Origin of the sequence: Halobacillus litoralis (genome assembly GCF_020524085.2) — a bacterium.
Taxonomy (GTDB): domain Bacteria; phylum Bacillota; class Bacilli; order Bacillales; family Halobacillaceae; genus Halobacillus; species Halobacillus litoralis_E.
This window is the reverse complement of sequence record NZ_CP129016.1, coordinates 490,001-513,339: the sequence shown is the minus strand read 5'-3', so window position 1 is coordinate 513,339 and position 23,339 is coordinate 490,001. Positions and strand designations below refer to the sequence as shown.

Here is a 23,339-nt window from a genome sequence, read left to right as displayed (position 1 = left end):
ACATGAATAATAATCGTGGACAACCCATCCAGACACCTTTTTATTATGGATGGGTTGTTGTTGTGATTGCAGGCTTGAGTGTATTCTTTTCAGGACCTGGTCAAACCTATTCCATCTCCATTTTTATTGATTATTACATAGAAGATTTCGAGTATTCACGGTCGTTGGTCTCTGGGATTTATTCAGCGGCGACATTGGTAGCGGGGATCACATTATTTATGATGGGGCGCTTCATTGATCGTTTCGGGCAGCGGGCGATGATGGTTACGATAGGTTCCTGTTTAGCATTCGCTTTGTTTTGGAATGCTTTTCTGGTCGGGCCGATTATGATGTTTTTCGGTTTCTTTATGATTCGTTTATTTGGGCAGGGGTCGATGACGTTGATTCCGAACACTCTTGTGCCCCAATGGTTCATAAGGAGAAGGGGGCGAGCGCTCAGCATTATGGCGATCGGTGGATTTGCCAGTTCAGCTTTGCTGCCACCGCTGAATACATGGCTGATTGAATTTTTTGGCTGGAGGGTGACCTGGGGCTTATGGGGATGCGCACTGTTGGTTCTTTTTGTTCCAATGGCCTTCATCTTCGTCCGCAACAAACCTGAGCACATCGGGGAAGTGCCGGACGGGACACCGAAACCGGTCAAAGGAGAAGAAATGAAAAACCCGAACGTTGAGGTCAATGAAAAGAGTTGGACATTGAAAGAGGCCATGGCGACGAGAGCCTTTTGGTTTATTTTGTTTTGTGTCATCGTCCCGGCTCTCGTAAACACGGCGGTAACCTTCCATATGGTATCAATCATGGATTTAAGAGGACTGGATACAGGGGTAGCAGCAATGGTACTGACTTTAATGGCCGTTGTTGGGTTTCCTGTTACATTTGTCAGTGGTTATCTGGTTGATCGTTTCAAGGTGCATTATATTTTGGCCATCACGTTCTTTGGCCACATCTTAACGTTGATCATCCTTTTGTTCACAAATTCATGGTGGATGGCGGTTGCTTTTGGTGTATTCTGGGGCTTTGTCAATGGCTTTGAGCGAATCGTATTGAATATCGTCTGGCCGAATTATTTTGGACGGGAACATCTTGGTAGTATCAAAGGACTTGCCCAAACAGTCATGGTGGTAGGATCAGCGCTTGGTCCACTGCCGTTCGGTTTGTTCTTTGACTGGCTGGGAGGTTACCATGAAGTCATTCTGCTGACGATTCTCTTCCCTGTGACAGCAGGTGTTCTTGCGTTATTGTCACCTCAACCAAAATATGAGGATTATCACACATAAGAAAAACGTCAGAGGTTACAAACCTCTGACGTTTTTTTAGTCTTTAAAGAATGCGATGACGAGCCCGCCTTCACCTGCATACGTGGAAATTAGGGGGCCGGTCTCCATAAAGAGAGAGTCTTTGAAATTATACCGTTCTTTGATTGAATTCATTACTTTCTTCCCTCGTTCCTCATCGTTACAGTGGGACATCGCAATGACTCGGTCTTCAAGGTTGGACGCATACTCACCGATTTGTTCAACGAAGCGGCGCAAAGATTTCTTGTTGCCGCGTACTTTTTCAGTGACTTCCACTGAGCCTTCCTCATCGCTCGCTTTCATGAGGAGTTTGATACTCAATGTTTTGGCGATGGCGCCTTTGACTTTATCAAGTCGTCCGCCTTTGATGACATTTTCTAACGTCTTCAATATGAAGAGCGTCGTAGTCTTCTCAATTCGCTCCTCCATATGGGAGACGAGCTCCTCGAAGTCGTATCCTTCTTCCATGCGTGCTGTTGCTTCATGCACCAGCAATGCTATACCACAGGAAGCTGTTTTTGTATTGAGGACAGCGATTTTACGATTCGGTTCTTCCTCAAGGAGCATGTCTCTTCCCATGACAGCACTCTCATATGTGCTGCTCAATCCTTGAGTGAGGGCAAGCACGAGAATTTCGTCATCTGCGTCCATTTGTTTGTATTTTTCATAGAAATCATTCGGGCTTGGAGAAGAAGAACGAGGGAGTTCCTCGGACTGCTTTAATTTTTCGTAAAAGGTAGGCAGATCGATCGTTTCACCGGTCTTATAATGTTCATCTCCGAAGTGTAAGTTTAATGGGACATAGTGGATGCTGTGTTTTTCCATCATTCCAAGAGGCAGATCTCCGCCTCCATCTATGATCAGTTGTATCGTCATTCCTTCACCTGCTCTCTTAAATTCATCGTATTAATAGGGGGGTCCCCTTCTTATTCCGTATTATATCAAATTTAGCGGACTATCGACGTTCTGTTTCATGAGTGAATTTGGGTTTTACCTTTTTCATCGTACTCAGAATGAACATCATCAGCCCGAAAATCACAATCGATCCCCCGAGCCATTGCGTCCAAGAGATTCCCTCATCCAAAATCCAATAGGCTAAAATAGAAGCCCCGACCGGTTCGACAAGTACAGCCATGGAAATCGTTGAGGTGCTGAGCCACTTTAATGTCCAGTTGAACAGCGTATGACCGAAGAAGGTCGGGATGATCGCCAGACCTAAAAAGATAAGCCACTGATCACCGTCGTAACCGGTAAATGAATAACCGAGCGCCAGGTTATAGAGAAGAAGTGTGCCCGCTGCCATCCCATAAGCGATGAACGTATAGGTCATGATGGACTGACGTTTGCGTAAGTTCTGACCAAGCAGGAAATAACCGGTGACGGTAACAGCACCAAGAAGGGCAAGCAGATCACCGAACAAAGCCGTACCGCTGATTTGAAAGTCGCCCCACCCGATGATTACGCTCCCAGTCAATGTGATGATAAGACTGAGTATGGCTCCGATGGTGAATCGCTCTTTGAAGAAGAGATAGGTCCCCATAAAAGCAAAAACCGGCTGGAGAGCGACGAGGACGACAGAACTGGCCACGGTTGTATAACTCAATGACTCAAACCATAAAATAAAGTGGAAGGCGAGGAATACACCCGATAATATCGCGAGTATCCAATCTTTTTTATTCGTTTGTTTTATTTCATCGAAATGTTTCCATAATACATAAGGAGCCATTATTCCGACTGCAATGGCCAGGCGGTAAAAAGCGATCATCGCAGCTGGCGCATCTCCGGCGAGCTTGACGAAAATCGCGGAAGTGGAAATGGAAAGGACGCCAATGAACAAAATTATATATGGTTGAACTGGAGGCTTTTCCAAGCGAGCCCTCCTCTGGTGTACGTCAGTTTTTCCTCATTTTATCATTATTACGTTTGAAAAGCATAGCCGAAATGTGTAGAATTAACTATGTTATATGTGTTATGATGAATGAATCTATCAGGCAGATACCAGAGAAGCCTCTCCCGTTTCCTGTGGCAGAAGGCTTTTTTTACATGTATATAGGTAGAAGATTTAAACAATAAAGGAGTATGAAATTACTGTGACAACATTTCAATCACTAGGATTATCAAAACCTATCCTAAAATCATTAGACGTTATGGGTTTTGAAGAAACAACACCAATACAAGAACAGACGATCCCTCTAGGACTAGAAGGGAAAGATGTCATTGGTCAAGCTCAGACAGGTACGGGAAAAACGGCTGCATTCGGTATTCCGATGCTCGAAAAAATCAACAAGCAAGTGAAAGCCGTTCAAGGACTTGTCATCGCCCCGACAAGGGAATTGGCTATTCAAGTAGCAGAGGAGCTTAACCGATTAGGTAAAGGAAAAGGCATTCGTGTCCTGCCAATTTACGGTGGATCGAACATGGAGCGTCAAATCCGCGCCCTGAAAAACAACCATATCGTCGTAGCAACACCAGGACGTTTGCTCGACCACATCCGTCGTAAAACAATCAAGCTGGAAGATGTTCACACAGCTGTACTTGATGAAGCGGATGAAATGCTCAACATGGGCTTTATCGAGGATATCCGTGATATTCTGAAGGCACTTCCTGAAGAGCGCCAGACTTTGCTTTTCTCAGCAACAATGCCGAAAGAAATCCGCGATATTGCTACAACATTGATGAACAACCCGGAAGAAGTGAAAGTCAAAGCGAAAGAAATGACGGTTGAAAACATCGAGCAGTTCTTCGTTGAGATTCCGGAAAAACACAAATTCGATACCCTGACGCGTTTGCTGGATATCCATGATCCTGCCTTGGCGATCGTCTTCGGTCGTACCAAACGTCGTGTCGACGAGGTAGCCGACGGTCTTCAAGCACGAGGATTCAGTGCGGAAGGCATTCATGGTGACTTGACACAAGGAAAGCGTATGTCCACATTGAACAAGTTCAAACGCGGACGCATCGAGATCCTTGTTGCAACAGACGTTGCCGCACGTGGTTTGGACATTTCCGATGTATCTCACGTGTACAACTTTGACATTCCGCAGGATCCAGAGAGCTACGTTCACCGTATTGGACGTACTGGACGTGCCGGTCGTAAAGGGAAATCCATTTCTTTCGTCACACCTCGTGAAAAAGATCAGCTTCACCTGATTGAAAAACTTACGAAGAAGAAAGTGGAACGTCTGAAAGTACCTTCTTCTGAAGAGGCGGCTCGCGGTCAGCAAAAAGTGGCTGTCGAGAAGCTGGCAGAAACAATCACAAACAACGACTTGAAAAACTACAAACAGGCAGCTAATGAACTGCTTGAACAGTATGAGTCAACAGACCTTATAGCGGCTGCGCTGAAAATGATGACAAAAGAGCGCAGTGAAGTACCTGTTCGTTTGTCCTCTGTTCAACCAATCAGTGTGAAGAACGCTCAGCGTGATAAGAGCAAGAAAAAAGGTGGCTACCGCAAAGGTGGAGGCGGCAAGCGCAACTTCAACAGCAAGAATAAATCCCGCAACCGCAACTTCAGCGGCAAAGGCGGAAGCAAGCGCGGCAATTACCAGAACAAGGGCCGCAGCTAATAAAGGTTATTGAAAAAGGTCAGTCCTCATAAGAGGGCTGATCTTTTTTTTGCTAGTGTTGATAGGTCATAGACGTGTACGGCGGCGTGGTCATTTATCGTTGGGTTTTGAGTATTTACCAGTGACTTTAGTGTTTTTATCGGTGGACAATTCTGTTAGGTGATATAAAAAAGACTTCACCCCGGAAGGTGAAGCCGTTACATGCGGTTTACAAGGGCGAACAAAGCCAGAAAAATAATGATTCCCCAGAGAATGTACTTCCCTGCGTTCTTTCCTCCATATCTTCTTTTCTGCCATCGATTCGGATTGAAAGAAATGTCATCACTGTCGGAACGCGAATGACGGGTGCGTACTTGCCATAAAGAGTAGCGGCGTGCATTTTTCAGGATAGCGGGGGCAATGGCGAACCCACCAATCAGTCCGAATAAGTGACCGAAAATATTAATGTTTGGCCGTGCAAAAGTCATAAATAAACCGATAGCAAAAATGGCAAGAATGATTTGCGAATTGGCTGTATCGATCAACTGTTTCCGGTTCATGACCATAAATAGGTAAACCCCGAAGATACCGAAGATAGCTCCTGAGGCTCCGAGGTGCCAATAATAGGCATCTGGATTAACGATAAATGTGCCGAGGTTTCCGATGATGCCGGCAAATAAATACATCAATATAAACTTTCCTTTTCCTAACATCTGCTCAAGGGCTGGTCCGAAGAGGACGAGGGAAAAGGAGTTGAACAGGGCGTGGGTGAAATCTCCGTGTAAGAAAATCGGAGTGACAAGGCGCCAATACTCGCCGTTCAAAACCAGGGCATTCATTCCAATGCCCCATTCCTTCAATTCAACCGCAAAACCCAGCTGAAGAAAATCCATCAACAGCCATAAGACGAAATGAAGGCCGACGAGAAATGAAACAATCGGATAAAATCGTAAAAATTCTTTGAAACTCTCCGTTCGTACAAACATGACTAATCTCCTTTTTACGTTCAAGATTAAGGTAGGTGTATGTCGTTCCCTGAACGCATTCATTTCCCCAGAAGCGACGATATGGTCCTTTTGTTGAAGGGAACGTTCATAGTGTCCGTAGGTCTCCTATTATAATGTAATCCTTGCCGCTTCCTCGTATTCTTTTTTACCGTGAAAAGATTCGGGTATACTGTTCATAGATTGTTAATGAAAAGGAAGATGAATCGTGATTAAAGGCATCGGTGTAGATATTATTGAATTGGATCGTATTAAACAAAGTATAAAGCGAAGAGAGCGCTTTGTTCAACGAATACTGACTGAAGAGGAACATCATCGGTACGAAATGTTGAATGAGAAAAGAAAGGTGGAGTACTTGGCTGGGCGGTTCGCAGCGAAAGAAGCTTTTGCGAAAGCGACAGGTACAGGAATCGGCAAGCTTGGTTTCCATGATGTTGAAATATTATCAAATGAAACGACGGGTGCCCCTATGATGAGGGCGAAAGGCTACGACCGCTATCATCTGTGGGTGTCGATCAGTCATAGTTCGGAGCATGCCATTGCTCAGGTGGTTTTGGAAGAGTGATAGGGAGGTATAGGAGGGCAGACATAATTACATAGGTTGTCTCATAACATTGTAATGCGGGTAGGAGGGAACGAATTGGATATTGTTACCGCACAAGAAATGTACGAACGGGATCGAGTGGCCATGGAAGCCGCTGGACTAGATGGGAAGATGCTCATGGAGAATGCAGGGAGAGCGGTTACGTATGACTTGCTCCGCCACATTCAAAAAGAGCATGCGATTGTCGTCCTGATAGGTGCTGGCAATAATGGCGGGGATGGATTCGTCATTGCTAGGACGTTGTTGAACCTTGGATACGATGTGGAGGCTTGGCAAGTCGTTCCGGACGCAAAGATCACTGGAGATGCAGAAGCACACAAGAGGATATTCCAAGCTTCTGGTCACCCGTACAGACTATTGAAGAGTTCGGAAGACTTGAATACTTCTCTATGTCGTGCAGATGTATGCATCGATGCGATGCTTGGGATCGGAGTGAACGGGCGGCTGAGAGAGCCCTACGCGGATGTTGTCCGTCTCTGTAACGAGAAATCAATCCTGAGGCTTGCTGTCGATCTGCCTTCGGGTGTTCCGGCTGATGAAGGTGGAGAGGGTGTTGAGGCTTTTCAAGCCCATTACACCTCGATCATCGAAGCGCCGAAGCAGAGTGCCTTTTTGCAGCACACACAGCCATACTACGGCGAATGGTCGGTCGTGGAAATCGGGCTCCCACCCAAACGACTTCCTGATTACCGAAGGAGGCTTTGGGGTGAAGCTGATGTAAAAAGGACCTTGCCTGATCGGGCTGCTCATTCGCATAAAAGGGTCGCACGGAAAAGGGTTGATCATAGGAGGGTCTCGCTTGATGCCTGGTTCTGTAGCGATGACAGCGAAAGCAGCTTTGCGAAGCGGAGCAGGCTTGATTGCGGTATCCACGGATCCTGAAGCGATCCCTTCGATATCTCCCTATGTGCAGGAAGCAACTTTTGTAGAAGGAAAAGAGGGAGGACAAGTCCCTGATCTGGAAGGGTACGATGGCATCGCTGTCGGTATGGGGTTAGGTCGAACCGCTACGCAGAAAACGGTGGTGGAGCGGCTGGTTCATGAAAAAGAAACCCCGTTACTCGTGGATGCCGATGGGTTGTACCTTTTAGAAGGTCTCCTTCCAGAGTTGGAAAAGAGGGAAGCTCCAACCGTATTAACACCTCATCCTGGTGAGTTTGCCCACTTGACGGGCCTCTCCATCAAAGAGGTCTTAAACTCTCCTTTTTCCCATTCAAAAGAATTCGCTGAAAAGCACGGTGTGTACCTCGTTCTGAAAGGACCTTCGACGATCATTACAGGTCCTGATGGTGAACAGCGGGTGGATATCTCAGGCAATGCAGGCCTCGCCAAAGGTGGGAGCGGTGATGTTCTCTCTGGTATTCTGCTAAGCATGCTGATGCAGGTAGAAGTGATGGATGCTTTAAGCAATGGCTGTTTCCTTCATGGAATGACGGCTGATTTACTCGTGCAGGATGGACATTCGAAGGTTGACCTACTCGCCTCTGACGTCATTGAAGGTTTATCCCGGACGTTCCGTACATTTTCTTCTTGATCCATATCATACGTTCCCTTTGTCCTTAAGTAGAGACAAAGGAGTTGAGTCTTATGCAAAGACGTTTTCTGATCCTGTTGTTCAGCCTGTTCGTCTTAGGTGCTTTGACAGCTTGTGGCTCACAGTCGAAAGAAGATGTCGTCAAAAAGCTTGAAAAACAGTCGGAAGAAATGGCTGGATATAAGACCGAAGCGAATATGAAGATGCGTACAGGGAAGGAAGAACAGAAATACAACATTCAAGTGTGGCATAAAAAAGATGATTTTTACCGCGTGAAACTTCAAAATGATCAGGATGAAAAAGGAAGCCAGATCATCTTGAAAAATGACAGCGGCGTATATGTTTTGACACCTGCCTTGAACAAGAGCTTCAAGTTCCAAAGCGAATGGCCTCAAAACACAAGCCAGCCTTATCTTTATGCTTCGCTCTTGAATGATATCAAAGCGGATCCGGATGCAGAATTCAATGCTTCCGAAAACTACTTTGTATTCAAGACGAAGACAAACTATCAAAATAATAAGACCCTGCCGTTCCATGAAATTTATTTTGATAAGAAGACGTACCATCCTGTTATGGTGAAAGTGTTCGATCAGGACATGAATGCTCTTGTAGAAGTTCAATTTGCTAACTTCTCGAAAGACGATTCAATGAAGAAAGAAGACTTTGATGTCGATAAGAACATGGCCATGGCTCCGACAGAAGCCCCCGTTGCGAACATGGAAGGGGAAGAGCTTGAAGAGGTCCTCTACCCACAAGAGACGTTCGGTGCTGAACTTGCAGACGAACGTGAAGTGAAGACCGAAGATGGAAAACGATTCATTATGACCTATGCAGGTGATAAGGATTTCACATTGGTTCAGGAAAAAGCGGAAGTTCAAGCGGCAAGCGCTCAATATTCTGTACAGGTGAATGGTGAACCTGTCCAGCTTTGGGATGGAGTTTTTGCAGCCTTCGAACACAACCGTTTGGAATGGAATCATAATGGAACGACCTATCAACTCGCAAGCAACGAACTGACACAGGATGAAATGGTTGCTGTCGCAAGCTCGATCAACACGGCTGCGATGGTGAAATAAACTTGGAAGGAGCAGGCTTAACGGTCTGCTTTATTTTTTGGTCTTGCACCACTCGGCCGCCCCGAGATTTATCCCCCTGACTCACGAAAGTATGTGCTTTCTTTATAGTCAATCATCAAATCTATTCAATATTCCTGCTTTTTCTATGATATTTGACACTGGCTTCTTCCTCATTCAATAATAAAAAGATATAGAGAGAGGAGCGGTCATTGTGGCATGGGATACGTATTACAGAGATTCAATTGCAGAGGTTGAATTGACGGCAATTGAGTATAATATACAGCAATTAAAACAACGATTAGAAAAAAATACAGACATTTGCGCGGTAGTCAAAGCGGATGCCTATGGACATGGGGATATACAAGTCGCAAGGGCTGCCTTGAAAGCGGGCGCGAAGAGTCTTGCCGTCGCACTCTTGGATGAAGCTTTGAAACTGAGAAGAGCAGGAATTGAGGCCCCGATTCTTGTCATGGGCTGGACACGTCCACAGGATGCGGCCGTCGCTGGTGAGAACAACATTGCTTTGACGGTGTTCCAAAAAGATTGGCTGAAGGAAGCGGCCGGTCTACGGAGTTCTAACCCTTTGAAACTTCATTTGAAAATCGATACAGGGATGGGGCGGATCGGTGTGAGAACGGTGACAGAACTAGAGGGGGTTCTAGCTGTTCTAGCTGAAACTCCTCAGTTTCAATTGGAAGCTTTGTTCACGCACTTCGCTACAGCGGATGAGGAAGAATCCGAGTATTTTAATGAACAACAAAAGCGCTGGAACGAATTGTTTTCTTATTTTAAGAGGAATTGGGCAGAAGATGTCGAAATTCATACAAGTAACAGTGCGACAAGTATGAGGGTTCCTGAGCGGATGGATCATTTTGTTCGTTTCGGGATCAGCATGTATGGACTTTATCCTTCTCCCCATGTCAAAAAGGAACGACCAATCGACTTGAAGCCTGCTTTTTCCTTGTCGAGCCGGCTGATCCATGTCAAAAAAATAAAGGCCGGAGAATCCATTAGTTACGGGGCTACCTACACATCGGAAAAAGAAGAGTGGATCGGCACTATACCGCTTGGTTATGCGGATGGCTGGATCCGTAAGCTTCAAGGTGCGGAGGTTCTTGTCGACGGGAAACGACAGCCGATTGTCGGAAGAATTTGCATGGATCAATTCATGATTCGGCTGGATCAGGAATATCCTATAGGGACAAAGGTTACCTTAATTGGTAAACAAGGGGATCAAGAAATTTCAGCCGATGAAATAGCAGAGCATCTCGAAACAATCAATTATGAGATACCCTGCATGATCAGCCAAAGGGTGCCGAGGGTTTTTCAAGAAGATGGGAGAACGGTAGAGGTGAGAAACTCTTTGTTGTGAGTAAGCTTCCCGTTTTCGGACAATTCTCCCGATGTAAGGATAAAAGCTTTCATAATTCACGAAAAAATTCCAACACTCCTTTGCAATGGACACTCCCGTTTGATAAGATTAGAGTGGACTAATTGACTGGTTTCTTTTGAGAGAAGATGGTGGAGGTGTATGGTTTTGTCCGATAGCATGCAGGAGATTGTCATCCGGATTCCGGATAACCTACTCAATGAAGTGGATGGCTTCATTCAACTCGATAACAGTGATCGGAGCGATTTCATGTGTCAAGCAACGAAAATGTATTTGCGTGAGAAGAAACAGCGACATATCAGAGAATCCATGCGTAGAGGCTACATGGAAATGGCGAAAATCAATTTAAATATCGCTTCAGAAGCGTTTCAAGCTGAAGAGGAGGCCGAACACACCCTGGAGCAACTAGTGAGCGGGGTGTGAAGCCAGTGATAGTCAAACGAGGTGACGTTTATTTCGCTGATTTGTCCCCAGTTGTGGGATCAGAACAAGGCGGGGTTCGTCCTGTACTCGTCCTTCAAAATGATATTGGTAATCGTTTTAGCCCTACCGTGATCGTAGCCGCGATTACAGCGCAAATACAAAAAGCCAAACTTCCAACACATGTCGAAATTAATGCAGAAAAATATGGGTTCGAGCGAAATTCTGTGATCCTACTGGAACAAATCAGAACGATTGACAAACAGCGTTTGACCGATAAGATTACACAACTTGACGAACCGATGATGCAGCAGGTAAACAAAGCCTTGCAGATCAGCCTCGGTTTGATCGACTTTTAATCGGAAAGTGCGTCGTGAATGAAAATAAAGTTACCTTTTCCAGGTAACTTTATTTTTTTGCTTTTGTAGTTTATAATGGGCTTATACAGGGTATTGTTGATGGCATGTTTTTTATTAACGGATTTTTTAAAAGGTGGACATGTCATTTTACAGAGTATATGGGAAAAGATACTCATGATAAGCGTCCTTGCGATGAGAACGAGGGCAAATGGTGTAAAAGGATCTCTTTTTCTGATAAAATTATATTTAAATAGTATAAGGACGAACAATAGAGGGTTATGAGGCGGAGGTTTAGATAATGGACGAAAGACTGAAAAATGTTGTAGTAGAACATAGTGATGACATTGTCAAAATGTGGTTGGAGGAAGTTAACACACATAAGAAGAATGATTATACATCGACGATTTCTGATGAAATGTTCGAAAGTACGAACCGTGAATTTGTCAATGTGATTTTTTCCAGTATTGAGAAGCAGGGATTATCCTCTGACTTGGACGATTTCTCTGAGCGCTTGATCAATCTCGGCTGGCCGTTGAGTTATTTAACGGATGGGATGCAGGTGTTTCGTCGTGTGGTGACGGATTTCATCCTCAAACAATCGGATAAAATCGATTCGGATTACTTTTCTGAGGTTCTTCGGAAAGTAGATGGCTGGGTCGACCCGATCATCAACCGTCTTGTCAACGAGTATTCGGGAAGCTGGGAGCATATCGTTTCCTTACAGAGAGTAGCTTTACAAGAGCTTTCCGCCCCTTTGATCCCTGTGATGGAGAACATTACGATCATGCCTCTGATCGGAACCATCGACACTGAGCGGGCCAAGTTAATCATGGAAAACCTGCTGGATGGAGTGATCAAACATAACGCCGAAGTTGTTTTGATCGATATTACAGGTGTTCCGGTTGTGGATACGATGGTTGCCCATCACATAATCCAGGCGGCTGAGGCTGTACGGCTGATCGGTTCCCGGTGCATTTTGGTCGGAATCCGTCCTGAAATTGCACAGACGATTGTAAACCTTGGAATCGATTTAGGTAAGTTCCCTACGAAGAGTTCATTGCGGAAAGGGTTCCAAACAGCATTAGAATTAACAAATCGTCGTATTGAAGAAACCCAGAACAACGATGAAGACATCGAAAAATTAATTGATTCACTAGATAGGGAGTGAAAACATGAGGATACCTATTTTAAAGCTTCATAACTATTTACTCATTTCCATACAAATCGACTTGGATGATCAGACCGCCATCCAGTTCCATGAAGATCTTTTGAGCAAGATACATGAAAGCGGAGCGACAGGTGTCGTCATTGATCTGACATCAGTTGATATTATCGATTCTTTCATTGCCAAAGTGTTGGGAGACGTTGTGACGATGTCGGATTTAATGGGGGCCAAAGTTGTCTTGACAGGGATCCAGCCGGCAGTTGCGATGACTCTTATTGACCTAGGTATACACATGCAAGATGTCCCGACAGCGTTAGATCTAGAACAAGGATTGATCAAACTTCGCCATGAATTGGAGGAGTGAATATGGACTTCCAATCCTGTGTCAATATTAAGAAGGAATGGGACATCGTCGGAGCCAGGCAACTTGGACGAGATATATCCAGAAAGATCGGCTTCGGGACTGTCGATCAAGCAAGGATTGCCACGGCCATTTCTGAACTGGCACGGAATATTTATTTATATGCAGGAACAGGTAGAGTCTGTTTCGAAGCTCTCGAGGACATGAACAAAAAGGGAATTCGGATCGTAGCTACAGATGAAGGTCCTGGTATAAAAGATATCAGCCAAGTTATGGAAGATGGGTTCACCACATCAGGAGGGCTCGGAGCAGGGCTTCCAGGGGTGAAACGGTTAATGGATGACTTTGATATTGTATCAGCAGAAGGTGAAGGTACGGAAATCACTGTCGTCAAATGGCTCCGTTAAAGGAGGTAATTATGAGATGAACACATTGAAGCTCGACTTAGAAAATTATAAAGAATTATTACAAGAGTATATTAAGACCCAGGATGAGCAAGCTCTATATCAAGCGGAACAGTTCAGTAAGCACTCTATGCAGCAGAACATATCTCCTGAAGAGATTATCAATGTTCACATCCAATCGCTACAAGAAATATACCCGGATATGCCTGAGTATATTCAGGCATCAATGAACTTTCTTCTAGAAACTATGATCTCTTATGGATTGGCGTATCAGGAGTATCAGACGTTGCGGGAAAAGCAGCTTGAGCTCAAATCGGAAATTTCCGTCGCTGCCAATATGCAAAAAACTTTATTGTCGACAGTGAAACCGGATTTGTCTGAGATTGATGTTGGAGCTTTGAGTGTTCCTGCTAAGCAAATGAACGGGGACTATCACCACTTCGTCCATGATGGAAAAGGAAGTCTTGGGATCGCTGTTGCCGATGTCATAGGTAAAGGTGTCCCTGCTGCTCTCTGTATGTCGATGATCAAATACTCGATGGACAGTTTTTCAGGAATGCGAACAGACCCTAGTGTCATTCTGGGCAGTTTGAACCGTGTAGTGGAGCGGAACGTGGATGCAAGCATGTTTATTACGATGTTCTATGGCTTGTATAATTCGAATGAGCATACGTTCAATTTTTCTTCCGCCGGCCATGAACCAGGTTACTATTACCATAAAGATCGGGATGAGTTTGAGGAAATCGATGCCCCGGGACTTGTACTCGGCGTATCTCCTGAGGTCACGTATAAGCAGTATGAAAAGAGAGTGGAAAAAGGAGATATGATCATCCTTCTGACCGATGGTGTAACCGAATGTCGGCAAGGGGACCGATTCATTGATCAGGAAGAAATTTTACATGTCATCAAACAATATTCCCACCTTCCGGCACAGGGAATTGTGGACCAGGTGTATAAACATTTCGAGCGTCTGCAGGACTTTCAGTTGAGAGATGACTTCACATTAATTATTTTACGAAGAAACGTTTAGCCACTGTTTATACAGGGTATTAAACATGTAGTATGTTTTTCAGGAAACATTGGGAGGGATTACGATGAATTTATCAATAGATGTTACGAACAATGAAGGTGTTTCAAATGTCGTCCTTACCGGAGAAGTGGATGCATTCACAGCACCCAAGTTAAAAGATACATTGCTGCCGCTGACGAAGGAAAAAGGCCAAGTTGTAGAAGTGGATTTCCAGGACGTGAATTACATGGATTCTACAGGTCTTGGTGTGTTCATCAGTGCTTTGAAATCAACAAAGGAGCATGAATCTGAGATGCGCCTTGTTCATATGCAGGACCGTGTTTACCGCCTCTTTAAGATTACAGGATTAACAGAAATTATTAACATCGAGTCTACAGTGCAAGGTGGTATGTAAACATGGAACCATTTGATTTTGTTGAAGTGAAGGTACCTGCCAAAGCGGAATACATCGGTGTCGTCCGTCTGAGTATCTCAGGGATTGCCAACCGAATGGGATTCACTTATGAAGATATTGAAGATTTGAAGGTAGCCATTTCAGAGGCGATCACCAATGCGGTGAAACATGCGTATAAAGAAACGGGTGAAGGCGAAATCACGATCGGTTTTGGTGTTTATCAGGACAGGCTTGAAGTTATGGTTGCTGACCATGGAGGAAGCTTTAACCTTGGCGAAATCAAGGAAGATATCGGACCTTATAAACAAGATGATGATATCGAAGAACTGCGCGAAGGAGGCTTTGGCCTGTTTCTCATTGATGCTCTGATGGACAAAGTTGAAATCAATAGCAAATATGGAGTCATTGTCCTTATGACAAAATATCTCCATGAAACCGGGGTGGGTCAAGATGGCGACCAAATCACAACACCACAATGAGGAAGTTTACGAATGGATCGCCTATCTACAAGAAAATCCACGAGATGAAGCAGTCCAGGAGAAGGTTGTCCTCGTTTATAAGGATCTTGTAGAATCCATTGCGCGTAAATACTCAAAAAACAGCACCATTCATGAAGACTTGGTTCAAGTTGGCATGCTTGGACTGTTAGCGGCAATCAGAAGGTATGACCCAGAGTTCGGCAAGTCTTTTGAGTCATTTGCCATTCCAACGATCATCGGGGAAATCAAACGCTTCATTCGTGACAAAACATGGAGCGTCCATGTCCCACGTAGAATCAAGGAGCTCGGTCCGAAGATCAAAAAGGTTTCAGAAGAGCTGACGAATTCATTGCAACGTTCTCCATCCGTGAAAGAAATCGCAGATGAGTTGGAAGTATCTGAAGAGGATATCCTTGAGACGATGGAAATGGGTAAAAGCTATAAAGCTCTGTCTGTGGACCGTAAGATCGAAGCAGATTCTGACGGAAGTACCGTCACTATCCTTGATTTGATTGGAAACCAGGAAGATGGATATTCCAACATCGATCAGAGAATGCTCTTAGAAAAAATACTTCCAATTCTTAGCGAACGTGAACAGGAAATCTTACAATGTACGTACTTTGAAAACATGAGTCAGAAAGATACAGGCGAACGACTGGGAATCTCCCAGATGCACGTATCCCGTTTGCAAAGACGGGCCTTGAGGAAGCTGAGAGAAGCCTTGCAGTCTGAATCTGTCGAGGTATTCTAGTGGAAAAGGAGAATAAACGGGTGGATTTATCTATTTTCCAAAAAGCCAAAAAAGGGAATTACTATTGCGGTGACAGCTATTTCTACAAGGAAACGGAGGCTGCATTCCTTTGTGCCCTCGCCGACGGTCTCGGGAGTGGTGAAATGGCCCGTGAGTCATCCAAGGCAGTGATGGAAGTGATAGAGGAACATCCAGATTTGACTTTAGAAGCTCTCATAAAAAAATGCAACGAGGTATTGGTAGGGAAACGTGGAGTCGTCCTGGGGATTTTAAGGATCGACTTTAACACTCGTACTTATTCCTATTCATCGATAGGTAACATCGGTGTTATTACCGTGGACCCGGATGGGAAGCGCAACCGCAACATTCCGTTGGCTGGTTACTTATCAGGTTATCCACGAAGGCTGAGAATTTCTCACGGTACTGTGCAAGAAGGGATGGTATTCCTTATGTTCTCGGACGGAGTCAATGACCGTCGTCTGTCTTCAAAGTTTACTCATTCCAAAGACGTTGAGCAAATTACTCAACATTACAAAGAATTATACGGTCAATCTCGTGATGATGATATCACCCTGATTGCCATGGCATATAATTAAAACCCTTCATTCCAACCGAGAGGTAGAATGGAGGGTTTTATTGTTTTTATATGGACCATTATCATAATTTTATTTATGGAAGTATATGGCAGGTTTCTTGAAGATTCAGTTTCGAGACTTTTGTTAAGTGGATGGGGGCTGCGGGGAACAGCTCGCTTTCCGCGGGAGCGCGGTGAGCCTCCTCGGACTGCGTCTTGTGGGGTCTCACCAAGCACTTTTTCCCGCAGGAGTCTCGCCATTCCCCTCCGCCCCTTTGCCCAAGATGATTCTCGAAACCACTTCTAAAAGATCAGCTTGAATGATGAAGCGAAATGAATCATATAAACTTTTCCACTTACAGACAGCCAGAAATTAAAGCTTGATATAGAGCGCTTTATCCCTACTTAGGAGAGAGGGTAAGAGGCAATCACTCTCGGTACAGGGGTTCGTTTCTCTCTTAAACGATTGGGGTGGTTGGGAAGCTGCGAGACTCCCGTGGGAGAAAGGAGATAGGCGAGATCCCTCAGGGCGTTAGCCCGAGGAAGCTCGGCACTCCCCCACAGGAAAGCGAGTAGCTTCCCAGCCACCCCTGACGATCAACTCGGGCAATGAACCCCGGGTATCTTGAAACTGGGTCTTCAAGAAAAGGGAGCTAATACATAATTGGTACGCGGGAGTCTTTAAGTATTCTCTTTTATTATTTGATACAATGGATGAGACGTCATTGAAGGAGGTCATTTAGTTGAGTGAAACCAATAAAAATACAGAGCTTATGAAGCTCGTAGCTAAACAGACGAAATTGAAGGATCAGACAATCAAACAAGTCATTGAATTGCTCGAAGAAGGAAATACAGTACCGTTTATCGCCCGTTATCGAAAAGAACTGACAGGCGGATTGGATGAAGTGCAAATCAAAGAAATTGAAGATCAGTGGAACTATGTAACGAACCTTGTTCAGCGTAAGGAAGAAGTTATTCGCCTCATTGATGAACAGGGCAAACTGACCGAAGACTTACGCCGCGACATTGAATCCGCTGAAAAACTTCAAAAGGTGGAAGACCTGTACCGCCCTTATAAACAAAAGCGGCGCACAAGAGCGACGGTAGCCAAAGAGAAAGGATTGGAACCTCTCGCGACTCAAGTCTGGGAACAGCAGAACATCGACTTTGAGAAGGAAGCGGAAGCCTTCTTTTCTGATGAACACGAGGTGAATACGGTTGAAGATGTCCGGGCAGGGGTGAATGATATCATTGCCGAATGGATTTCAGATGACCCTACATATCGAGAAAAGATTAGAAAGCAGACGCACGATAAAGGTGTCATCGCTTCATCGGAAAAGAAAGCAGATCAAGATGAAAAAGGCATTTTTGAAATGTATTATGACTATCAAGAACCCGTTCGGTCGATCGTATCCCACCGTGTTCTTGCACTTAACCGTGGGGAAAAAGAAGAAATTATTAAAGTTTCCGTTCAGCCTCCTGAAGAGGCGATTGTTCAATATTTGGAGAGGAGCGTTATTAAACGCCATACGGTCGGGAAGATCCGTTCCATCTTGGAAGAAGCGATCCAGGACAGTTATAAGCGTTTAATTCAGCCATCTGTTGAAAGAGAGATCCGAGGAGCATTATCTGAACAGGCTGAGGAACAGGCGATTGAAGTTTTCTCCAGTAATTTGCGAAACCTTTTGCTGCAACCCCCATTGAAAGGAAAAGTGGTTCTTGGAGTAGACCCTGCCTACCGTACCGGTTGTAAACTTGCCGTCGTGGACGAAACAGGGAAAGTGCTGGATATTGGCGTCGTCTATCCAACAGCACCAAGAAATGATACGGCAGGGGCGGAGAAAAAGATTCTTGGCTTCATGGATGCGTATGACATTGAGCTGATGGCCATCGGGAATGGCACAGCTTCCAGAGAAACGGAACAGTTCATCGCAGATATGATCCAAAAACATCAGTTGAAGGCTTCTTATATGATTGTGAATGAAGCAGGGGCGAGTGTGTACTCAGCTTCGAAGCTTGCACGTGAAGAATTCCCGGACTTTCAAGTAGAAGAGCGTAGTGCGGTATCCATCGCTCGTCGTGTCCATGACCCATTAGCAGAACTCGTAAAGATTGACCCTAAATCCATCGGGGTTGGGCAATACCAGCACGATGTCACTCAGAAAAAACTGAACGAATCACTGACGTTCGTTGTTGAGACGGCGGTAAACCAAGTGGGAGTGAATGTGAACACCGCTTCTTCATCTCTGTTGCAGTATGTATCAGGGTTAAGTAAAACGGTTGCCAATAATGTCGTGAAAAAGAGAGAAGAGTTAGGGAAGTTTACGAAAAGATCCGAACTCAAAGATATTCCTCGCTTAGGTGCAAAGACATTTGAGCAAAGTATCGGCTTTTTAAGAATACTAGATGGAAAGGAACCTCTTGATCGCACACCGATCCACCCGGAAAGTTATAAAGCGACACGGGAACTGTTGAGGAAGTTCGGTTTTACCACAGAAGATATTGGAACGGACAAGCTGGCAGAAGAACTGAAAAGTGTCGACACATCATCAGTAGCGGAACAACTGAACATTGGTGAGTTGACGCTTCAGGATATTATAAAATCTCTCGTCCAGCCTGGACGGGACCCGAGGGATGACCTTCCTAAGCCATTGTTGAAAACAAATGTTCTTTCTATGGAAGATTTAGAACAGGGGATGGAACTGGAAGGAACCGTTAGAAACGTTGTAGACTTCGGTGCATTTGTGGATATTGGAGTCAAACAGGATGGGCTTGTCCATATCTCGAAGCTTGCTAATAAATTCGTCAAACACCCAATGGACGTGGTGGCGGTAGGGGACGTCGTTACCGTTTGGGTCGATCAAGTGGATGTACAAAAACAGAGGATCGCTTTGACCATGATTAATCAAGGGTAATATTAAACGAAACTGCCTGGATAGTAATACTTTCTGGGTAGTTTTTATTTATATAGATGCTGATAGTAATACCAGCATTGGTTCAGCATTTTGATCTGGTATTTGTCTTTGTTCAAGAATGCTTTTGTCATTTGGCTCTTCAACCAGGAAGGCATAAGTACCCAGCTCCTTCATATTCAACTTTTTTCATTCTTATGATACAGTATGCAAAGGACAAGGGAGGTGTTCCTATGACAGATCAGGAATTGCAGCAATGGACCAATGAATTATCGAAAAAATACTTTGACAAGCCTTTTGCTCATGATGTATACTTCAATTCTCGTCTTCGTACGACAGGAGGAAGGTACATTCCTTCTAAAAAAGTGATTGAAATCAATCCGAAATATATTGTAGAATTAGATGGTGTCGAATTAGAAGGCATTATTAAACATGAACTTTGTCATTATCACCTTCATATTGAAGGGAAAGGTTTTGGGCATCGTGATCCTGAGTTCAAGGCACTATTGAAAAAGACAGGGTCTCCACGACATTGTTCAGCATTACCTTCTGAAAAAAGTGGGAACTTCCACCACTATGTTTGTACAAAATGCGGACAAACATACAAGCGGAAAAGACGGGTGGACACGAAACGTTTCGGATGTGGGAAATGTAAAGGGAATATAAAAAAGAAGTAAATTTTCCATTGACGAACGATGGGACACATGTTAAATTAATTAAGTCCTAACAAAACAAGCCAAAAAACGCATGAAAACAACTTAGAAATTCATCAAAAAAGGTTTGACACCACGGACGAAATGTTATAAGATATAAAACGTCGCTGATAAACAGCAACGGACATTGCGAATTATTCCAACGTAGCTCAGTGGTAGAGCAATCGGCTGTTAACCGATCGGTCGTAGGTTCGAATCCTACCGTTGGAGCCATTACGGAGAAGTACTCAAGTGGCTGAAGAGGCGCCCCTGCTAAGGGTGTAGGTCGCGTAAGCGGCGCGAGGGTTCAAATCCCTCCTTCTCCGCCATTTATTTTTGGCCCGTTGGTCAAGTGGTTAAGACACCGCCCTTTCACGGCGGTAACACGGGTTCGAATCCCGTACGGGTCACTTAACCTTATAAAGGTCCGGTAGTTCAGTTGGTTAGAATGCCTGCCTGTCACGCAGGAGGTCGCGGGTTCGAGTCCCGTCCGGACCGCCACTCTTTTTGGGCCATAGCCAAGCGGTAAGGCAACGGTTTTTGGTACCGTCATGCGCTGGTTCGAATCCAGCTGGCCCAGCCATTTTCTTTTCAAAAAAGAGTTGACAAAAAGCTGAATAAGTTATATGATGTTTCTTGTGCTTCAAAAAACAACATCATCATTGAGTGTTACAGATTCCTTTAATAGGAGCCATTAGCTCAGCTGGTAGAGCATCTGACTTTTAATCAGAGGGTCGAAGGTTCGAATCCTTCATGGCTCACCATTTATTATGCGGGTGTGGTGGAATTGGCAGACACGCTAGATTTAGGATCTAGTGCTTCACGGCGTGGGGGGTTCAAGTCCCTCCACCCGCATTATCCAATTATCATGATCAGCATCCCATTGTTTACTACAGCAATTTTGCGGTCGTGGCGGAATCGGCAGACGCGCTAGGTTGAGGGCCTAGTGGGAGGTAATCCCGTGGAGGTTCAAGTCCTCTCGGCCGCACCAACTTTTTTAAAAAAGTGCTTGCGTCAAAACACAAAAGATGTTAACATATTAAATGTCGCTTTTTTAATGCGCCCGTAGCTCAATTGGATAGAGCGTCTGACTACGGATCAGAAGGTTAGGGGTTCGACTCCTCTCGGGCGCGCCATTAACGGGAAGTAGCTCAGCTTGGTAGAGCACTTGGTTTGGGACCAAGGGGTCGCAGGTTCGAATCCTGTCTTCCCGACCATCGAAATCCTAAATAACAATATGATACACTTGCGGGTGTAGTTTAGTGGTAAAACCTCAGCCTTCCAAGCTGATGATGAGGGTTCGATTCCCTTCACCCGCTCCATTTTATTGAATGTCATCGGGGCCTGTAGCTCAGTTGGTTAGAGCGCACGCCTGATAAGCGTGAGGTCGGTGGTTCAAGTCCACTCAGGCCCACCATGATTCATTTGATCTTTGAAAACTGAACGAACCAACCAGTACGTCAAAATATTTCTTCTTTATAGAAGAGATTTGAAACAAAGCACATTCGGTGTGCAAATGAGCAAGTCAAACTTAACTTTTATGGAGAGTTTGATCCTGGCTCAGGACGAACGCTGGCGGCGTGCCTAATACATGCAAGTCGAGCGCGGGAAGCGAGTGGATCCCTTCGGGGTGAAGCTCGTGGAACGAGCGGCGGACGGGTGAGTAACACGTGGGCAACCTGCCTGTAAGATCGGAATAACCCCGGGAAACCGGGGCTAATGCCGGGTAATACTTTCTTTCGCATGAAGGAAAGTTGAAAGATGGCTTCTCGCTATCACTTACAGATGGGCCCGCGGCGCATTAGCTAGTTGGTGAGGTAACGGCTCACCAAGGCGACGATGCGTAGCCGACCTGAGAGGGTGATCGGCCACACTGGGACTGAGACACGGCCCAGACTCCTACGGGAGGCAGCAGTAGGGAATCTTCCGCAATGGACGAAAGTCTGACGGAGCAACGCCGCGTGAACGATGAAGGTCTTCGGATCGTAAAGTTCTGTTGTTAGGGAAGAACAAGTACCGTGCGAATAGAGCGGTACCTTGACGGTACCTAACGAGGAAGCCCCGGCTAACTACGTGCCAGCAGCCGCGGTAATACGTAGGGGGCAAGCGTTGTCCGGAATTATTGGGCGTAAAGCGCGCGCAGGCGGTTCCTTAAGTCTGATGTGAAAGCCCACGGCTCAACCGTGGAGGGTCATTGGAAACTGGGGAACTTGAGGACAGAAGAGGAGAGTGGAATTCCACGTGTAGCGGTGAAATGCGTAGATATGTGGAGGAACACCAGTGGCGAAGGCGACTCTCTGGTCTGTTTCTGACGCTGAGGTGCGAAAGCGTGGGTAGCAAACAGGATTAGATACCCCAGTAGTCCACGCCGTAAACGATGAGTGCTAGGTGTTAGGGGCTTCCACCCCTTAGTGCTGAAGTTAACGCATTAAGCACTCCGCCTTGGAGTACGGCCGCAAGGCTGAAACTCAAAGGAATTGACGGGGCCCGCACAAGCGGTGGAGCATGTGGTTTAATTCGAAGCAACGCGAAGAACCTTACTATAGGTCTTGACATCCTTGGACAATCCTAGAGATAGGACTTTCCCTTCGGGGACCAAGTGACAGGTGGTGCATGGTTGTCGTCAGCTCGTGTCGTGAGATGTTGGGTTAAGTCCCGCAACGAGCGCAACCCCTAATCTTAGTTGCCAGCATTCAGTTGGGCACTCTAAGGTGACTGCCGGTGACAAACCGGAGGAAGGCGGGGGATGACGTCAAATCATCATGCCCCTTATGACCTGGGCTACACACGTGCTACAATGGATGGTACAAAGGGCAGCGAAGCCGCGAGGTGTAGCAAATCCCATAAAACCATTCTCAGTTCGGATTGCAGGCTGCAACTCGCCTGCATGAAGCCGGAATCGCTAGTAATCGCGGATCAGCATGCCGCGGTGAATACGTTCCCGGGCCTTGTACACACCGCCCGTCACACCACGAGAGTTGGCAACACCCGAAGTCGGTGAGGTAACCTTTTTGGAGCCAGCCGCCGAAGGTGGGGCCAATGATTGGGGTGAAGTCGTAACAAGGTAGCCGTATCGGAAGGTGCGGCTGGATCACCTCCTTTCTAAGGATATAACGGAAACGTACTGTGTTGGTTGTTCAGTTTTGAGAGATCAAACGATCTTTCAACTTGTGAACCTTGAAAACTGGATAAGGAATCATTGTTTCATCTAACGATGAGACAATTGATGACAAGACATCTAATTGAAATTGTAAACGTCTTTTCACGAAGATAGTTAAGTGAATAAGGGCGCACGGTGGATGCCTTGGTACTAGGAGCCGATGAAGGACGGGACTAACACCGATATG

Annotated in this window: 23 protein-coding genes, 12 tRNA genes and 2 rRNA genes (1 of these 37 cut by a window edge); 33 read left to right on the top strand and 4 right to left on the bottom strand. The window is 45.4% G+C overall.

The features are described from left to right. Positions 1 to 2 precede the first annotated feature (2 nt). On the top strand, positions 3 to 1,277 hold the full coding sequence (locus tag LC065_RS02690; protein ID WP_306163741.1) for an MFS transporter: 1,275 nt from the start codon (positions 3 to 5) through the stop codon (positions 1,275 to 1,277). Between the two features lie 36 nt (positions 1,278 to 1,313). Here LC065_RS02690 and LC065_RS02685 read toward each other — a convergent pair whose 3' ends face one another. Continuing rightward, entirely contained in the window at positions 1,314 to 2,171 is an 858-nt protein-coding gene (locus LC065_RS02685) for a DegV family protein (RefSeq protein ID WP_226594177.1), read from the bottom strand. Between the two features lie 79 nt (positions 2,172 to 2,250). Then, a complete protein-coding gene (locus LC065_RS02680; protein WP_226594174.1) occupies positions 2,251 to 3,165 on the bottom strand; it encodes a DMT family transporter in 915 nt (304 codons plus the stop codon). Positions 3,166 to 3,385: 220 nt separating this feature from the next. Between LC065_RS02680 and LC065_RS02675 the strand changes: the two genes are divergently transcribed. Beyond that, the gene (locus LC065_RS02675; RefSeq protein ID WP_206948338.1) at positions 3,386 to 4,864 is read left to right on the top strand and encodes a degradosome RNA helicase CshA; all 1,479 of its coding nucleotides are present in this window, start codon (positions 3,386 to 3,388) and stop codon (positions 4,862 to 4,864) included. Positions 4,865 to 5,061: 197 nt separating this feature from the next. On the opposite strand, the gene LC065_RS02670 is transcribed toward LC065_RS02675, so the two are convergent. After that, positions 5,062 to 5,829, bottom strand: a complete 768-nt coding sequence (locus LC065_RS02670; protein ID WP_226594172.1) for a rhomboid family intramembrane serine protease — start codon at positions 5,827 to 5,829, stop codon at positions 5,062 to 5,064. A gap of 226 nt (positions 5,830 to 6,055) precedes the next feature. Between LC065_RS02670 and acpS the strand changes: the two genes are divergently transcribed. The 16 genes from acpS to LC065_RS02590 all read left to right on the top strand — a co-directional run bounded on the left by acpS (position 6,056) and on the right by LC065_RS02590 (position 19,303). Then, positions 6,056 to 6,412 (top strand): holo-ACP synthase, encoded by a 357-nt coding sequence (acpS, locus tag LC065_RS02665; protein ID WP_226594169.1) that lies wholly within the window; start codon positions 6,056 to 6,058, stop codon positions 6,410 to 6,412. Positions 6,413 to 6,487: 75 nt separating this feature from the next. Next, the gene (locus LC065_RS02660) at positions 6,488 to 7,333 is read left to right on the top strand and encodes an NAD(P)H-hydrate epimerase (RefSeq protein WP_306163740.1); all 846 of its coding nucleotides are present in this window, start codon (positions 6,488 to 6,490) and stop codon (positions 7,331 to 7,333) included. Next, on the top strand, positions 7,254 to 7,985 hold the full coding sequence (locus tag LC065_RS02655) for an NAD(P)H-hydrate dehydratase (RefSeq protein WP_306163739.1): 732 nt from the start codon (positions 7,254 to 7,256) through the stop codon (positions 7,983 to 7,985). Before LC065_RS02660 ends, LC065_RS02655 begins: the two co-directional genes overlap by 80 nt. Before the next feature lie 53 nt (positions 7,986 to 8,038). Further along, a complete protein-coding gene (locus tag LC065_RS02650; protein WP_306163738.1) occupies positions 8,039 to 9,061 on the top strand; it encodes a LolA family protein in 1,023 nt (340 codons plus the stop codon). 211 nt (positions 9,062 to 9,272) lie between these two features. After that, the gene (gene alr, locus LC065_RS02645) at positions 9,273 to 10,433 is read left to right on the top strand and encodes an alanine racemase (protein WP_226594164.1); all 1,161 of its coding nucleotides are present in this window, start codon (positions 9,273 to 9,275) and stop codon (positions 10,431 to 10,433) included. Between the two features lie 159 nt (positions 10,434 to 10,592). Further along, on the top strand, positions 10,593 to 10,874 hold the full coding sequence (locus tag LC065_RS02640; RefSeq protein WP_027956786.1) for a CopG family ribbon-helix-helix protein: 282 nt from the start codon (positions 10,593 to 10,595) through the stop codon (positions 10,872 to 10,874). Between the two features lie 5 nt (positions 10,875 to 10,879). Continuing rightward, a complete protein-coding gene (locus tag LC065_RS02635; protein ID WP_035511328.1) occupies positions 10,880 to 11,230 on the top strand; it encodes a type II toxin-antitoxin system PemK/MazF family toxin in 351 nt (116 codons plus the stop codon). A 298-nt stretch (positions 11,231 to 11,528) separates the two neighbouring features. Next, positions 11,529 to 12,398, top strand: a complete 870-nt coding sequence (locus tag LC065_RS02630; protein WP_089654560.1) for an RsbT co-antagonist protein RsbRA — start codon at positions 11,529 to 11,531, stop codon at positions 12,396 to 12,398. A 4-nt stretch (positions 12,399 to 12,402) separates the two neighbouring features. Next, positions 12,403 to 12,759, top strand: coding sequence for an STAS domain-containing protein (locus LC065_RS02625; RefSeq protein ID WP_306163737.1), 357 nt, complete (start codon positions 12,403 to 12,405; stop codon positions 12,757 to 12,759). A gap of 2 nt (positions 12,760 to 12,761) precedes the next feature. Continuing rightward, positions 12,762 to 13,163 (top strand): anti-sigma regulatory factor, encoded by a 402-nt coding sequence (locus tag LC065_RS02620; RefSeq protein ID WP_226594163.1) that lies wholly within the window; start codon positions 12,762 to 12,764, stop codon positions 13,161 to 13,163. Between the two features lie 16 nt (positions 13,164 to 13,179). After that, positions 13,180 to 14,190 (top strand): PP2C family protein-serine/threonine phosphatase, encoded by a 1,011-nt coding sequence (locus LC065_RS02615; protein WP_226594160.1) that lies wholly within the window; start codon positions 13,180 to 13,182, stop codon positions 14,188 to 14,190. A gap of 64 nt (positions 14,191 to 14,254) precedes the next feature. After that, positions 14,255 to 14,584 carry an STAS domain-containing protein gene (locus LC065_RS02610; RefSeq protein ID WP_089654564.1) on the top strand — a complete coding sequence of 110 codons (330 nt, stop codon included), beginning with the start codon at positions 14,255 to 14,257 and terminating at the stop codon, positions 14,582 to 14,584. Positions 14,585 to 14,586: 2 nt separating this feature from the next. Beyond that, positions 14,587 to 15,063, top strand: coding sequence for an anti-sigma B factor RsbW (gene rsbW, locus LC065_RS02605; RefSeq protein ID WP_115825019.1), 477 nt, complete (start codon positions 14,587 to 14,589; stop codon positions 15,061 to 15,063). Beyond that, positions 15,035 to 15,814, top strand: a complete 780-nt coding sequence (gene sigB, locus LC065_RS02600; protein WP_226594158.1) for an RNA polymerase sigma factor SigB — start codon at positions 15,035 to 15,037, stop codon at positions 15,812 to 15,814. Before rsbW ends, sigB begins: the two co-directional genes overlap by 29 nt. A gap of 20 nt (positions 15,815 to 15,834) precedes the next feature. After that, positions 15,835 to 16,410, top strand: a complete 576-nt coding sequence (locus LC065_RS02595; protein ID WP_226594155.1) for a PP2C family serine/threonine-protein phosphatase — start codon at positions 15,835 to 15,837, stop codon at positions 16,408 to 16,410. A 751-nt stretch (positions 16,411 to 17,161) separates the two neighbouring features. Further along, entirely contained in the window at positions 17,162 to 19,303 is a 2,142-nt protein-coding gene (locus LC065_RS02590) for a Tex family protein (protein WP_306163936.1), read from the top strand. Positions 19,304 to 19,347: 44 nt separating this feature from the next. Here the strand turns inward: LC065_RS02590 and cmpA are convergent, their stop codons facing one another. After that, on the bottom strand, positions 19,348 to 19,458 hold the full coding sequence (cmpA, locus tag LC065_RS02585; RefSeq protein ID WP_226594153.1) for a cortex morphogenetic protein CmpA: 111 nt from the start codon (positions 19,456 to 19,458) through the stop codon (positions 19,348 to 19,350). Between the two features lie 75 nt (positions 19,459 to 19,533). Here cmpA and LC065_RS02580 point away from each other — a divergent pair, with 75 nt between their 5' ends. The 15 genes from LC065_RS02580 to LC065_RS02510 form a co-directional block, all read left to right on the top strand. After that, on the top strand, positions 19,534 to 19,977 hold the full coding sequence (locus LC065_RS02580; RefSeq protein ID WP_226594150.1) for a SprT family protein: 444 nt from the start codon (positions 19,534 to 19,536) through the stop codon (positions 19,975 to 19,977). 174 nt (positions 19,978 to 20,151) lie between these two features. Continuing rightward, a tRNA-Asn gene (locus tag LC065_RS02575) sits at positions 20,152 to 20,226 on the top strand. A gap of 4 nt (positions 20,227 to 20,230) precedes the next feature. Then, positions 20,231 to 20,321, top strand: a tRNA-Ser gene (locus tag LC065_RS02570). 9 nt (positions 20,322 to 20,330) lie between these two features. Next, positions 20,331 to 20,402: transfer RNA gene (locus LC065_RS02565), tRNA-Glu, on the top strand. Positions 20,403 to 20,416: 14 nt separating this feature from the next. After that, positions 20,417 to 20,493, top strand: a tRNA-Asp gene (locus LC065_RS02560). 7 nt (positions 20,494 to 20,500) lie between these two features. Beyond that, positions 20,501 to 20,575: transfer RNA gene (locus LC065_RS02555), tRNA-Gln, on the top strand. A gap of 105 nt (positions 20,576 to 20,680) precedes the next feature. After that, positions 20,681 to 20,756, top strand: a tRNA-Lys gene (locus tag LC065_RS02550). Between the two features lie 8 nt (positions 20,757 to 20,764). Continuing rightward, positions 20,765 to 20,847 (top strand) — tRNA-Leu (locus LC065_RS02545). A gap of 48 nt (positions 20,848 to 20,895) precedes the next feature. Next, a tRNA-Leu gene (locus tag LC065_RS02540) sits at positions 20,896 to 20,983 on the top strand. A gap of 68 nt (positions 20,984 to 21,051) precedes the next feature. Continuing rightward, positions 21,052 to 21,128 (top strand) — tRNA-Arg (locus LC065_RS02535). A gap of 4 nt (positions 21,129 to 21,132) precedes the next feature. Next, positions 21,133 to 21,209 (top strand) — tRNA-Pro (locus LC065_RS02530). 31 nt (positions 21,210 to 21,240) lie between these two features. Continuing rightward, positions 21,241 to 21,314 (top strand) — tRNA-Gly (locus LC065_RS02525). A gap of 18 nt (positions 21,315 to 21,332) precedes the next feature. After that, positions 21,333 to 21,409 (top strand) — tRNA-Ile (locus LC065_RS02520). Positions 21,410 to 21,529: 120 nt separating this feature from the next. Further along, positions 21,530 to 23,094, top strand: a 16S ribosomal RNA gene (locus LC065_RS02515). A gap of 170 nt (positions 23,095 to 23,264) precedes the next feature. Further along, positions 23,265 to 23,339: ribosomal RNA gene (locus tag LC065_RS02510) — 23S ribosomal RNA — on the top strand (it continues 2,840 nt past the right edge of the window). The 16S and 23S rRNA genes sit together here with 12 tRNA genes alongside, the layout of an rRNA operon.

What these genes read in the sequence shown, in the direction of transcription:
- LC065_RS02580 (WP_226594150.1), top strand. Translation starts at nt 19,534, where the DNA reads ATGACAGATCAGGAATTGCAGCAATGGACCAATGAATTATCGAAAAAA.
- LC065_RS02650 (WP_306163738.1), top strand. Translation starts at nt 8,039, where the DNA reads ATGCAAAGACGTTTTCTGATCCTGTTGTTCAGCCTGTTCGTCTTAGGT.
- sigB (WP_226594158.1), top strand. Translation starts at nt 15,035, where the DNA reads ATGGCGACCAAATCACAACACCACAATGAGGAAGTTTACGAATGGATC.
- LC065_RS02670 (WP_226594172.1), bottom strand. Translation starts at nt 5,829, where the DNA reads ATGTTTGTACGAACGGAGAGTTTCAAAGAATTTTTACGATTTTATCCG.
- LC065_RS02620 (WP_226594163.1), top strand. Translation starts at nt 12,762, where the DNA reads ATGGACTTCCAATCCTGTGTCAATATTAAGAAGGAATGGGACATCGTC.
- LC065_RS02590 (WP_306163936.1), top strand. Translation starts at nt 17,162, where the DNA reads ATGAAGCTCGTAGCTAAACAGACGAAATTGAAGGATCAGACAATCAAA.
- LC065_RS02625 (WP_306163737.1), top strand. Translation starts at nt 12,403, where the DNA reads ATGAGGATACCTATTTTAAAGCTTCATAACTATTTACTCATTTCCATA.
- LC065_RS02630 (WP_089654560.1), top strand. Translation starts at nt 11,529, where the DNA reads ATGGACGAAAGACTGAAAAATGTTGTAGTAGAACATAGTGATGACATT.
- LC065_RS02690 (WP_306163741.1), top strand. Translation starts at nt 3, where the DNA reads ATGAATAATAATCGTGGACAACCCATCCAGACACCTTTTTATTATGGA.
- cmpA (WP_226594153.1), bottom strand. Translation starts at nt 19,458, where the DNA reads ATGCCTTCCTGGTTGAAGAGCCAAATGACAAAAGCATTCTTGAACAAA.
- LC065_RS02685 (WP_226594177.1), bottom strand. Translation starts at nt 2,171, where the DNA reads ATGACGATACAACTGATCATAGATGGAGGCGGAGATCTGCCTCTTGGA.
- LC065_RS02655 (WP_306163739.1), top strand. Translation starts at nt 7,254, where the DNA reads ATGCCTGGTTCTGTAGCGATGACAGCGAAAGCAGCTTTGCGAAGCGGA.
- LC065_RS02610 (WP_089654564.1), top strand. Translation starts at nt 14,255, where the DNA reads ATGAATTTATCAATAGATGTTACGAACAATGAAGGTGTTTCAAATGTC.
- rsbW (WP_115825019.1), top strand. Translation starts at nt 14,587, where the DNA reads ATGGAACCATTTGATTTTGTTGAAGTGAAGGTACCTGCCAAAGCGGAA.
- LC065_RS02615 (WP_226594160.1), top strand. Translation starts at nt 13,180, where the DNA reads ATGAACACATTGAAGCTCGACTTAGAAAATTATAAAGAATTATTACAA.
- LC065_RS02640 (WP_027956786.1), top strand. Translation starts at nt 10,593, where the DNA reads ATGGTTTTGTCCGATAGCATGCAGGAGATTGTCATCCGGATTCCGGAT.